Source organism: Candidatus Spechtbacteria bacterium (assembly GCA_016188605.1).
Taxonomy (GTDB): domain Bacteria; phylum Patescibacteriota; class Minisyncoccia; order Spechtbacterales; family JACPHP01; genus JACPHP01.
The window spans coordinates 1-11,556 of sequence record JACPHP010000006.1 but is presented as its reverse complement, the minus strand read 5'-3'; the positions used below and the strand labels follow the sequence as shown (position 1 = coordinate 11,556).

Here is an 11,556-nt window from a genome sequence, read left to right as displayed (position 1 = left end):
ATTTTGACATTGATAATTCACTTCTTGTTAATAGCGGAAAAAATTAGAGTTAGTTCCTTGGACTCTTTCCATAAATCTCTAGCTTCACGTACTAATTCTGGAGCGATTGTGGAAGTCATCCTTAACCAATACATTGTTTCTTTGGCTTCTTTTTTGCAGATTCCTATTTTATGCTTAAAATCTTTTTTACTTTCAGCGCCATCTGCTTCACAATAGTTTGCTCCAATGCTCGTGCCAGACCTTACTAATTGGCTGATAATTGGAGTAGTGACGGCATTTTTTGATATTTTCCCACAGAAAATAATAATTCTTTCTCCAAACCTTGCTGTCCTTTCCCCTAAATCATAATTCTTTGGGCTGGGTTGATCTTGGGATTTTGACATTGATTTGACATTTGGCATTTGGATTTTGACATTTAGTTCTATGCTTTCACCTTAACCCTGGAAGCTGGCTTGGCAGAGGAAAAAGATTTGCCTAGCACCTCATCTACTTTTTCAAATAAAGTCTTGGGGGTGTAATCTGATTTTAGACAATATGCAACAGCGCCAAGAGTGTGGGCTGCTTGTTTATCCTTTTCATTGTCTATGTTTGTTACTACTATAACCGGAATATGAGCCGTGAGTTCATTGGTCTTTATTTCTTTTAACACCTCGTATCCGTCTTTGGGAGCCATTACTAGGTCTAACAATATGATGTCCGGCTGTTTTGCTTTAATAAGCTCTATTCCCTTGTCTCCCTCATCGCTTTCAAAGACGGCAAAGCCATCATGCTCCCCCTGCATCTTGTACATTTCAAGAAAATTTTTGTTGTCGTCGATGATTACGATAGACTTCATAGTATTATTATTAACTGTTTGGTTGTGAGCTTAAAAAGATTAGCGAACAGATGAATTGTGAATTGTGAATACTGTACACGCTATCCATGATTCATGATTCACTATTCTGTATTCTGTATTCTGTAGTTATTATACCACAGCCGAAATTAAAAAAGTCGCGCAAGGAGGCGGAATTATCCACAGTAATCATAAAAGCATCAATTATAAACCGCGCTCATATTCCTTGTGCAAATCAAAAAAAGTATAGCCGCTAGGCACCAAAATACGCCTCCATATCCGCGGAGAACTATCATTCGAGGTAATCTTGAATTGCAAAATTTTACTAGGAATGATTTTTTGTTTCTTAGCCATACTATTAATCTAGAATAATTATCTATCAATAATCCACGCCAATTTTCCAAACATTCTTTTCCAAAAATGCTTCGATGGTTTGTCTATTGGCCTTATTTATAAGATTCGAATGTGAAAGCTTGTTATCTTTTGCATAATCAACAAGAGTAATGATCTTTTTGCCCTCAAGATACGCTAGTCGTTTATGGTAGCTATTGGCAAGCGCCCTTCCTACTATTTCTTCCATAATAGTAACTGCACTTTTTTCATCAAATTCTTTGAATGCTTCGTAGTATAATTTTCTATCAATGAATTTGATATTTACTGGCACAAATCCTTCTCGTATCAGTAAATAGTTATTAATGACACGCCCAATACGGCCATTACCATCGACGAATGGATGGATATATTCAAAAATAAGATGTAATTTTGCTATTCGTTTGATTATATTTTCATGACTTGCGCTGTTGTATTCTGTCAGCATTTTTGTAAGAAGATCCACTACTTCTTTTGGATTGACTGCAATGTGGTTGGCGACACGAACATATTCGTCGTCTTTCCTAAATCTTCCGGCAACATCGTCACGAATATTAGAAATCAACATCTTATGAAGCGACAAAATTACTTCAAGCGTAAGTTCTTGTTCTTTGGCTCTTTTATCTATATATAATACAACTCTGGCTAAATTCTTTGCCTCAAAAAGTTCTCGTTCCGTAATGTATCTATCCAGATCAATTTGAAGAAGTATTTTTTCAGTTTCCTCAAGAGTAAGAGTGCTGTTTTCTATAGCATTCGAATTGTACACCTGTTCAGCGACTTCAGTTTCAGATATCAGCTTAATAAGCGCGTCTTTGCCAACAGACGCTTTATAGTATCTTTCTCGGAGAGAGCTCACTTTATTAAAAATATTGAGTATTTTTGCCATGCGAAGTGTTGTTTAACAATATATTGTCATTATACTTCTTTTCACGATTTTGTCAACATAACCGTGAAAATATGGTTAAAAACAAACACTTTTCACGATTATGGCTAGTTTTTACTCTCTAGCTCCTCGGTGGCGACCCTGCAGCTGCGGGTCGCCACCGAGATAATTATAAATATCTTAGTAAAAACTAACGCCAGTCTTTCTTAACTCTTTTTTAATTTCTTTGTAGTTTGAAATTGTTTGAGCTACTAGCGACCAAAAAATTTTGGAGTGGTTAAGCTGTTTTAAATGGCACAGCTCGTGCACGACTATGTAGTTTTGAATATTTTCTGGCAGGAAGATAATTTTGTAGTTAAAGTTGAGGTTAGCTTTTTGAGAACAGCTACCCCAGCAAGTCTTCTGGTCTTTGATGCTGATTCTATTGTACTTACAGGCGTACTGCTGGGCAAAATATTCTGCTTTTTGCTGTACTAACGCGAACGCGCTGTCTTTGTGCTTTAGATAATCGCTGCGCCCAAGGCGCACATGCTGACCGCGCAACCCCCCTTGCGACTTGGGCGCATCAAACTGCTTAAAGAAAGCGAGCTTAGCCAGTATCCAGTCCATCTTTTCGCGCAAAAACCGCTCGGCAACATTTTCCCGCAGAGAATAAGGAGTAGTCACCACCACGGACCCGTCCAAGTGAACCGAGATCCGCATCCGTCGCGCCCTTAGGCTTTTGCGGAGAGTGTAGGTGAGGTTTTGGTTGGGCAGAGTTAGGTGTTTTTGCACGGCACGTATTTTAAACTGGCGGGAATCCTTAAAGGTTTAACCTCAAATATTCCCGCCTCAATCTCAAGCATCACCACTAGTTAGTAAATTATTGAAAATAAAAATCACGGTATCTCCTCCCAACCGATTATATTAAACGACGCTCCTGGCCCAGAAGAAAATGAGGAATCGAATAGCCCTTGTTCGTATTGCACGCTCGCGCCATTATCCAAATTCAATTTGTATGCAGTAAGCTCTGTAACAGTCACACCATTATGAAGATTCGCCATGGAATCGGGTACGTAAAATATCGCGCCTGTGGCGTTGTTATGGATGTCAACCGCGGCATTATGATGAGTGCATTGCGGTTCTTGATCTCCTCCGTTGCAGCCAGCCAGCGTACTTACAAATATCAAATAACTCCCTTGCGCGCCCGATCCTTGAAAAATTGAATTGTTTTTAATATGAATCCAGCTATCTGTGACGACGACGCATCCCTGCGCGCCATATGCTTGGTCGCATTTTATTGTGGCGCCGCCGCTGCTATCAAGGTCTATGTGACCTTGAACATAAAGTGTTCCGGTAATAACAAGGGTCTGCTTCTTGGTAAGAACGAGGTTGCCAATAATCTTTTTGGGACCTAGGGAAAGCGTGCCGTCATCGTTTATGACACATTCTGGCACGCCGCTGTCGCCGCAGTTTCCATTGATTATGCCGCCGACCGCGCCGTCCTGCTTCCATTGGTCAATGTTAGCTTGTGATATGGGTAAATTTTGCACAGGAGGATCGGACGAGCCTGGATACGCGACTCCATTTGTTGGTGGCGAGGGGCAAGAGGGAGAAGAAGGGCTATTTAAAAAATTAAGTGAGCTTGAATCAATTGATTGATAATAAGCGTCGCCGCAAATTTTGCTATTAATGATAGCGTTTGCTTTAGCGTCGCCAAGCACAACCACAGAGTCAATACTGGTGGCCACTATAAGATCACCGGTAACTTTTGCTTTGTTTTCTCCGCTCACGGCCCCATTGGAATAAACATTACCCGCGCTTCCTTCCGCGCCTTCTATGGTACTATTCTCGCCCATCTCTATTCCCCCCCCTCCAACCTGCGCGCCGTAATAAAAAGAAGGATTAACGGAGCTAAGCGTAAGTGATGCTTGCGTCGCGCGTGTGTAGCCATTTACCATACCGCGGGCTTGAATTGTTTTTTGGTTGCCGTTTGTTGTGGTTGTAACATCCGTTTGCGCGCCGCCAACAGCCAACGTGTAGCTTGCTGGTATCGCAAAATTATTCTTTATTCTGTACACCGCATCCTCCGTGCCTCCCTCTGAAGCAAAATATGCTTGCTGTGATTTGCCAAATGCTTCAAATGATTTAATGCGATTTAGATATACGAGTGATAAGGAAAGAGAAAGTATTGATGCCACTGCCAAAACCATAACGACGAGAAACAAAGCGACGACGCCGCGGCTGTCGTGATGCAATGTATGTTTAGATTGAGTTGTTGGTCGTGGGAACATTATAAAAATAATTAAATGATACATATCTCAAAACTCAAATGGCAAAACTCAAATCTACAACTAAAATCTTAAAACTTTTTCTTGCCCTTGAGTGTTAAAACACTCGAACCCAACATATTGCTAATTTCCATAGCCTCTTTCAAAAGATCCGAACACTCTTCTTTTAAGTCTGGATAAGAATCTCTCAATAAACAAATCCAATATTTAGTTTCATTAGCCGATTTTAAGGCAATTTCATAAAATTTAATAAATTCGCGTTTAGAACTTGAAGCTTTCCCCTCTATCATATTTGCACCGATGGACGTTGTAGATCTTAATACTTGATCACCAATAGACCAAAAAGCTCTTTTATTGGGAAGCGCATTAACAAATTTAATAATCTCTAACGAAAAATGATAGGCACGCGCTTTGACATCGTTAGATTTTAGATTTGCGTTGTAGGTTTGCGATTTGAGATTTGAGTTTTGAGATAACATATTACTCCTACTTAAAATATTATTGTTTGTAATTTAGGCTTTGACATTTTGCCGCTGTATTCTTGATTCTGTATTCATAGTAATGCGTTATTCGCCGGCTCTAATCACCGTCGTCGTCTGCACGCTATATGGTGTTTGCAAATTAGGTTGGTCGCTACGATATTTTGCTGTTATTAAAGTCTGCACCGCTTCCACGCCTCCCGAGGTAACAAGCCTGACGAATTTCAAACTTGTAACCTGAATTTTCTGTGATGTAAAACATTGAGATACTAGACTTTCTTGCTTCATGCATATTCTGCCGTCATCGCTAAGAAAAAAATCGATATAAGTTACTTGCTCTCCGGCAGGAAGATGCTGGGCAGTAGAAAGACTAAGCTGACCCGGATGTGCATTAAATACGCTTGTTGGCGTGTATACTGCTGTTGCGCCGCGCAGCTCCCTATCAATCGCATCTGTCGCCTGCTCAATACTTGAAACTAACTCTTCTTGCGCGCCTCCGCTGATATTGGCACGCAAAATTCCCAGTATGAATTGGCTGGTGAGTGCTATGACAAGCGCAAGCAGACCGATGTAGACTATTAGCTCAATGATTGTGAGGCCTTTGTTATTGCGTGGAGACATTTGCATGGTTAGTATTGTTATCTCAAAACTCAAATCTCAAATCGCAAAACTACAACTCAAATCTTTCAGCCAAAGCAAGAAATACAGTAGAGTTGCGTGCGTAAAGCACCGTGGGTGCCACGCACCTCTACGGTGGCAACCACGTTGCTTTACGCAAGAGAATGTATTTCTACGTTTAACAAAAATTACAACAAAATGTAATTTTACGCTAAGGCTGATCCCCGCCAGAGGCGGACAGGCGCCTCGGGCGGAAAATCTACTAATCTTAGCGTTAGTTATATTATAATTTTTTAGATTCAGATTTGAGTTTTGATTTTTGAGATTTGAGATTATCATTGAATATTAGCTAAGTATGTTTCCAGCGTAACAGTCCGTGCCGCTCCTCCACGCGCCGTCCATTCTACCGAAGCAACAACATTAAGCGTGCCCGCATCAAGCGAACCGCCAGACGAAACGATATTATGATTTGCGTCGCGATAAACTTGATTTAGAACTAACGATGGGGTGAAGCCATCTATTGCGCCGGGGTTTGACGCGCTTAATGTCCACTTGCCGCCGGATTGCACCGGATAATATGTGGCGCCGATAGAAAGGCTGGAAAACGTTGCCCAGCTATCATCCCTCACAAATCTTGCCGCTTCCAATGTTTGCCGCGCCAAAAGATACGCCGCGACAGTATCTTTAGCCGATCCCTCGCTTCTCGCTCCGTATGATGTAAGCTGAAGCATACCGACGAATGCGGTTGTGACAATCGCGATGACGATGAGGATCTCTATAATAGTTAATCCACGTTCGTGATTAGATAAAGTTTTTTTATCAAACATAAACTTTGAATACAGAATACAGAATTAAGAATACAGGGACTAACTACGAGGCATTTTCCTGTATTCTTGATTCTGTATTCTATTTATTGCACCGTCATCGTCCCTCCATAAGCCCCAACCTGAACCGTATCTGGCGCGTCGGCTAAATAAGTGGCGATTGGTTTAGTCACTCCACCGTCTATAATATTTAGAATTACTCTTTGATTATTCTCTCCTCCGTTTCTATCGCGGAAAACACTAAGCGTCGTGTTGATGGTATCAAGCGAAAGAGTATGTATGCGAAAATGCTGGACTACTCCGGAAACCGTCACTGAATAATCCATATCAAATGATGATTTATCCGCATTAAAATACGCTGCCATTGGGATTGTCTGCGTTTGTGGAATATTGGGGAAAGACAATTGCACCGAAGTTGCGTTTTGGATAGACCAGCCCAAAACAAAGTCTACGTGCCTAGAATCAGAGACAAGATTAGCATTGCCAACAGCTGTTGGCGCATCAAAGCTCGTCCCTCCAGATGAATCTATATATAGATTTTGATAGATTGCGTGATCTGACTTGACTCGCAAAGATATATATCCATCATAATCAGTTGAGCCATCTAACCGATTAAAAACTACCGCGCTTCCTCCTCCCGTCAAAGATATTTCGTATATTTCATCACGTGGATCAAGCTGAATTATTTGATTGGCTGAATTGGCTGGGTCATAAGTTATTCCAGGAAAAATTACTACTTTATCAGAGATCATCTGTACCCCGTACTGCGTACTTGCTTTAGATGCTATCGTCTGCCTGCGCGCTAGTTCCAAAGCGCTTTGCACCCCGCGAGCGTCGCCATTCAAATCGCCTTTGGGAATAAAAGAGTAATAAACTCCCATTGGCACGGCAATGAGAATTGCAAAAACGCTTAGAGCAACGAGAAGCTCTATGAGCGTGAATCCGCGTTCGTGATTATACAAAGTTTTTTTATCAAACATAAACTTTGAATACAGAATACAGAATTAAGAATACAGGGACTAACTACGAGGCGTTTTCCTGTATTCTGTATTCTGTATTCTGTATTCTGTATTCTTGATTCTGCATTCTGTCATCACAGTTTATTCATAATACTATACATCGGCTGGATGATGGACATGGCAAAAAATCCCACCGCGACTCCAATTACAATCATAAGCACTGGTTCAATAATAGATGAAAGATTTTGCGTGAGGTTAGAAACTTCATCCTCGTAAAAACTCGCTAGCTGATTGAGAATATCCGCGAGCTTTCCCGTTTCCTCGCCAACTTCAATCATTTGAATAACAAGCGGCGTATACAATATGATATATGGATCAAGCGCTTCGTGGAGAGTTTTGCCTTGCTGCACATTTTCCCGCGCGGTGACAAGAGAGTCTTTGTAATAATGATTGCCCAACGTATCGGCTGTGATGCGCAAACTTTCAAGAATAGGCACGCCGCCCGAAACAAGGGAGGAGAGTGTGCGCGAGAATTGCGCGGTATTTATTTGTTTATTTACTCCGCTAAGCAGCCACGCGTGCAATAAGAACCAATCAAAAATATCGCTGCCGAATTTGGTTGCGAAAAAACGCCTTATGCCATAGATGACTATGGCAGTCCCAATCCCGATAGCCCACCAGTAATGTTGGAAAAAACCTCCCGCGCCTAGAATGGCGCGTGTTGTAATGGGCAGATCAACGGCTAGATCGTTAAACGCATGGGAAAGGACAGGAATCACAAACACCATCATCAGCACTCCGATTACGACCATCGCGGTAATAATAACGGCGGGATAAATAAGAGCGCCTTTAATGCGCGAACGAAGTTCGTGCTCTTTCTTTAACTGTTTGCTAAGAATATTAAGAACATTCACCAGTGTTCCGCTTGCTTCCCCCACCGACACCATACTCACAAAAAGGGTGTTAAAAATTTTGGGATGCTGCGCGAGCGCTTGGGAAAACTGCTTGCCTTGTTTTATATTCGATTCAATATCAAGCAACGCTCGAACGAATTCTTCATTTTGCGTTTGTCGCGATAATGTCACCAAGGCGCGCGTGAGAGGAACTCCCGCAAACACCATAATTGCGAGGTTGCTGGCAAACATCATTTTGTCCTCTACAGACACGCCTTGAAAAAAAATCAGAGGATTTGGAATAGTAATTCCCGTTTGTTCTTTGCCACCAGCCGCGTTTTTAATAGTCGCGAAAATCAACAAAAAATTTTGAGCTTTTAGCGCATGCGCAAGTTCAGCCTTATTTTTTGCTTCCTGTTCGCCTATGACGGTTTTGCCGTCGGCGGATTTTGCTTGATAAAGAAAAAGAGGCATAATGAAAATTACAAAGTCCAAATTACAAATGTCAAATGAATGTCAAAAACCAAAATTCAAAATTCTGACATTTATTATTTGGTGTTTGTAATTGATTTGTAATTTGACATTTGGACTTTGGAATTAATTGATGACAATCACTATTTCTATGATAGTTAATCCTGAATTACCATTCATAATATATAGACAAAATTACAAAGTCCAAATTACAAATGTCAAATGAATGTCAAGACCAAAATGCCAAAGTCCAAAACTTTTTGACATTTAGTATTTGGCATTTGTCATTGATTTGTAATTTGACATTTGGACTTTGGCATTAATAACTACTCTCTCATCACCCTCAATACCTCCTCAATAGAAGTAATTCCCTGCACTGCTTTCATGAGCCCATCTTCGAGCATTGTCAGCATGCCATCTTTTTTAGCCTGCTCCTCAATCTGGTCAGAGCTTGCGGATTCCATGATAAGCTTTTTTATAACCTCGCCTGCTTCAAGCACTTCATAAATACCGATTCGTCCGCGATAACCATCTTGGCAATCCTCCATTGGTTTAGGTCGATAAAACATCACATCTTCCCACTGGGTATTTGGTTCAACAATCTTTTCTTGTTTTAGAATGGCGAGCAAGCGATCGGTATCTATTTCCTTTTTCAATGTCGTAAGCTCTTTTTTAGAAAGCTTGTATTTTTCACGGCTTTCACACAAACGGCGCACTAATCTCTGGCCGATAATTACATTAACGGTAGAGGCAATTAAGAATGGCTCCTGCCCCATATCAATTAAGCGCGGTAAAGCGCCCGCAGCGCTATTGGTGTGAAGGGTGGAAAGCACTAGATGGCCAGTCAGCGCGGCGTTAATCGCGAGGTTTGCCGTTTCATCATCGCGGATCTCTCCCACCATAAGAATGTTGGGATCTTGGCGGACAAGAGAGCGCAAACCGCTAGCAAAGGTAAGGCCAATTTCCGGACGCACCTGGGTCTGATTTACCCTAGGCATACGATACTCGATAGGATCTTCAATCGTAGAAATGTTTACATCGGGCGTGTTAAGAATATCAATTACGGTGTAAAGGGTTGTTGTTTTTCCGGAACCGGTAGGCCCTGTAACGAGAAACATTCCCACCGGTTTATGTATATTTCGCTGGATACGCTCAAGCGCCTCACCACGTAAGCCAATTTCTTCAAGCGTTAAACCTTTTACATCTTCGCGTAATACGCGCATAACAAGTTTTTCTCCATCGTAAACGGGAAGGACAGATACACGAAACGAAACACGAAATTCTTCCGATTGTATCATAAAACGGCCATCTTGCGGCAAGCGGCTTTCATCAAGCTTCAAATTTGATAAAACCTTGATGCGCGCAACGATACCCGTCCGCACCTGACGAGGTAGAATCATGGCATCGTGAAGAATACCATCTATACGATAACGGACTATAACATCTTTCTCTGTTGGCTCTATATGAATATCGGATGCGCTTTGCGAGACGGCATGGCGCAAGATAGAATCTACAATTCTAATTACCGGCAACTCCTCTGCTTTTTTCTGGAGATCACCTGGCTGTACTTCCTCCCCCTCTTTTGTTACCGTCTCCAATATTTTAGTAGAATCTTTCTGGATAAGATCGGTAAATTCTGTTTCTAGACTCTCTTGATATTGGCCGAGCGCGTGCGTAATACTTGCGTGGCTTGTTAACCGCGGCAAAATCTTCAAACTTGCTTTCTTGCGTATAAAGTCAATTGTTTGCAAATCTTCCGGATCGATCATTGCCACCTCCAACTCACTGCCTTGTTTGCGAAATGATACGATTTGATTTTTACGCGCGATGGGCTCAGGAATAATCTTTAATACCTCGGGATCAATTTTTTCACCCGAAAGATCTACAAAAGGAATACCCAAAATATAGGACTCCAGCTTCATCAACTGCTCTTCGCTGACAATATTTTCCGCGAGAAGCTCGTCGGCAAATGGCTTGCCAGCTTTTTCTGCTTTCTGAAGCACGCTATCAAGTTGTTTCTGATCGGCAATATTTGCGTCAAGCAAAAATGCCATCAAGCGTTTGTCGTCTATTAACATCTGATTTTGCTCTTATTTAATGTAGCGATTATGCATTACGGGCATTAAGAGTAGTTGCCCGTAATGCATAATCGCTATTACATAGAGGTAAAATCATGCAGACCGAAGCGCTTAGCGCTTCGTGGCTGCATACATTTTTGCCCAAACTTTATCAGCAAGGTTATCTTTTATCTGTTATCCCAGTATCTCCTTAACCTTCTCCACAATCTCATTAAGCTCATACTGCACTTTCACTAAATATGTTGTAGCGCCCATTGAAAGCGCCCTGTCTACATCGCCAATCCCCTCAAGGTTAGTGAGTACAACTACCGGGATGTCCTTGGTACCATCATCAGCTTTAAGACTCTCCAAGACAGCGAAGCCATCCTTTTTGGGAAGAATTAAATCTAAAAGTATAAGATCCGGCTTATTTTCTTTAGCGCGATCTAACCCTTCTTGGCCGTCAAATGCCTGTATAATATCATAACCTTCTTTTGAGATCGCTTCTTTCAAAGCATTTTGCAAGGCGGGGTCGTCTTCGACAAAAAGTATTTTTTTTGCCATAATTTTGGACTATTCACGGCTACAATATATTAATGTTGGTCGTGATAATAATTACTAGGGTTAAGTATAAATGAAGTATTCATTATCTCAAATGTCAAAACGCAAATCTCAAATCTTAATCGTAAATATCAAATCTTTAAATCTTTTACCAACTTGGGGACGACTAGTTAGATTGTCAGTTCTTAGATTTGAGTGGCGTTGTTGAGTAAATCCCTCTTACCTACCTTACTCCGCGTTCTTGGTATAATGATGATATGAACAATAAACCATCAAAGCAATCAAGAAAACAGAGTAAAGGAGGTAAGAAGAAATACAAGGTAAGAAATTGGAAAGA

General features: G+C 41.2%; 13 protein-coding genes. All 13 read right to left on the bottom strand.

Going from position 1 to position 11,556, the window contains the following annotated elements:
- Positions 1 to 17 precede the first annotated feature (17 nt).
- Positions 18 to 383, bottom strand: a complete 366-nt coding sequence (locus tag HYV65_01010) for a four helix bundle protein (protein ID MBI2462799.1) — start codon at positions 381 to 383, stop codon at positions 18 to 20.
- A gap of 38 nt (positions 384 to 421) precedes the next feature.
- Positions 422 to 835: a response regulator gene (locus tag HYV65_01005; protein MBI2462798.1), complete on the bottom strand. Its 414-nt coding sequence runs from the start codon at positions 833 to 835 to the stop codon at positions 422 to 424.
- Between the two features lie 201 nt (positions 836 to 1,036).
- Complete coding sequence (locus HYV65_01000) at positions 1,037 to 1,186, bottom strand: hypothetical protein (protein ID MBI2462797.1); 150 nt, start codon at positions 1,184 to 1,186, stop codon at positions 1,037 to 1,039.
- 25 nt (positions 1,187 to 1,211) lie between these two features.
- Positions 1,212 to 2,090: a Fic family protein gene (locus HYV65_00995; protein MBI2462796.1), complete on the bottom strand. Its 879-nt coding sequence runs from the start codon at positions 2,088 to 2,090 to the stop codon at positions 1,212 to 1,214.
- A 177-nt stretch (positions 2,091 to 2,267) separates the two neighbouring features.
- Complete coding sequence (locus HYV65_00990) at positions 2,268 to 2,789, bottom strand: M48 family metallopeptidase (GenBank protein ID MBI2462795.1); 522 nt, start codon at positions 2,787 to 2,789, stop codon at positions 2,268 to 2,270.
- A 176-nt stretch (positions 2,790 to 2,965) separates the two neighbouring features.
- Positions 2,966 to 4,360, bottom strand: coding sequence for a hypothetical protein (locus tag HYV65_00985; protein ID MBI2462794.1), 1,395 nt, complete (start codon positions 4,358 to 4,360; stop codon positions 2,966 to 2,968).
- Between the two features lie 68 nt (positions 4,361 to 4,428).
- Entirely contained in the window at positions 4,429 to 4,836 is a 408-nt protein-coding gene (locus HYV65_00980; protein ID MBI2462793.1) for a four helix bundle protein, read from the bottom strand.
- 87 nt (positions 4,837 to 4,923) lie between these two features.
- Positions 4,924 to 5,463 (bottom strand): prepilin-type N-terminal cleavage/methylation domain-containing protein, encoded by a 540-nt coding sequence (locus HYV65_00975; GenBank protein MBI2462792.1) that lies wholly within the window; start codon positions 5,461 to 5,463, stop codon positions 4,924 to 4,926.
- Between the two features lie 326 nt (positions 5,464 to 5,789).
- Positions 5,790 to 6,281 carry a hypothetical protein gene (locus tag HYV65_00970; protein ID MBI2462791.1) on the bottom strand — a complete coding sequence of 164 codons (492 nt, stop codon included), beginning with the start codon at positions 6,279 to 6,281 and terminating at the stop codon, positions 5,790 to 5,792.
- Between the two features lie 83 nt (positions 6,282 to 6,364).
- Complete coding sequence (locus HYV65_00965; GenBank protein MBI2462790.1) at positions 6,365 to 7,258, bottom strand: type II secretion system protein; 894 nt, start codon at positions 7,256 to 7,258, stop codon at positions 6,365 to 6,367.
- 113 nt (positions 7,259 to 7,371) lie between these two features.
- Complete coding sequence (locus HYV65_00960; GenBank protein MBI2462789.1) at positions 7,372 to 8,604, bottom strand: type II secretion system F family protein; 1,233 nt, start codon at positions 8,602 to 8,604, stop codon at positions 7,372 to 7,374.
- Positions 8,605 to 8,927: 323 nt separating this feature from the next.
- Positions 8,928 to 10,679 (bottom strand): Flp pilus assembly complex ATPase component TadA, encoded by a 1,752-nt coding sequence (tadA, locus tag HYV65_00955; protein MBI2462788.1) that lies wholly within the window; start codon positions 10,677 to 10,679, stop codon positions 8,928 to 8,930.
- A 174-nt stretch (positions 10,680 to 10,853) separates the two neighbouring features.
- A complete protein-coding gene (locus tag HYV65_00950) occupies positions 10,854 to 11,222 on the bottom strand; it encodes a response regulator (GenBank protein MBI2462787.1) in 369 nt (122 codons plus the stop codon).
- Between the last annotated feature and the right edge of the window lie 334 nt (positions 11,223 to 11,556).

What these genes read in the sequence shown, in the direction of transcription:
- tadA (MBI2462788.1), bottom strand. Translation starts at nt 10,679, where the DNA reads ATGTTAATAGACGACAAACGCTTGATGGCATTTTTGCTTGACGCAAAT.
- HYV65_00970 (MBI2462791.1), bottom strand. Translation starts at nt 6,281, where the DNA reads ATGTTTGATAAAAAAACTTTATCTAATCACGAACGTGGATTAACTATT.
- HYV65_00995 (MBI2462796.1), bottom strand. Translation starts at nt 2,090, where the DNA reads ATGGCAAAAATACTCAATATTTTTAATAAAGTGAGCTCTCTCCGAGAA.
- HYV65_00965 (MBI2462790.1), bottom strand. Translation starts at nt 7,258, where the DNA reads ATGTTTGATAAAAAAACTTTGTATAATCACGAACGCGGATTCACGCTC.
- HYV65_01010 (MBI2462799.1), bottom strand. Translation starts at nt 383, where the DNA reads ATGTCAAAATCCCAAGATCAACCCAGCCCAAAGAATTATGATTTAGGG.
- HYV65_00975 (MBI2462792.1), bottom strand. Translation starts at nt 5,463, where the DNA reads ATGCAAATGTCTCCACGCAATAACAAAGGCCTCACAATCATTGAGCTA.
- HYV65_00960 (MBI2462789.1), bottom strand. Translation starts at nt 8,604, where the DNA reads ATGCCTCTTTTTCTTTATCAAGCAAAATCCGCCGACGGCAAAACCGTC.
- HYV65_00985 (MBI2462794.1), bottom strand. Translation starts at nt 4,360, where the DNA reads ATGTTCCCACGACCAACAACTCAATCTAAACATACATTGCATCACGAC.
- HYV65_00950 (MBI2462787.1), bottom strand. Translation starts at nt 11,222, where the DNA reads ATGGCAAAAAAAATACTTTTTGTCGAAGACGACCCCGCCTTGCAAAAT.
- HYV65_00990 (MBI2462795.1), bottom strand. Translation starts at nt 2,789, where the DNA reads ATGCGGATCTCGGTTCACTTGGACGGGTCCGTGGTGGTGACTACTCCT.
- HYV65_00980 (MBI2462793.1), bottom strand. Translation starts at nt 4,836, where the DNA reads ATGTTATCTCAAAACTCAAATCTCAAATCGCAAACCTACAACGCAAAT.
- HYV65_01000 (MBI2462797.1), bottom strand. Translation starts at nt 1,186, where the DNA reads ATGGCTAAGAAACAAAAAATCATTCCTAGTAAAATTTTGCAATTCAAG.
- HYV65_01005 (MBI2462798.1), bottom strand. Translation starts at nt 835, where the DNA reads ATGAAGTCTATCGTAATCATCGACGACAACAAAAATTTTCTTGAAATG.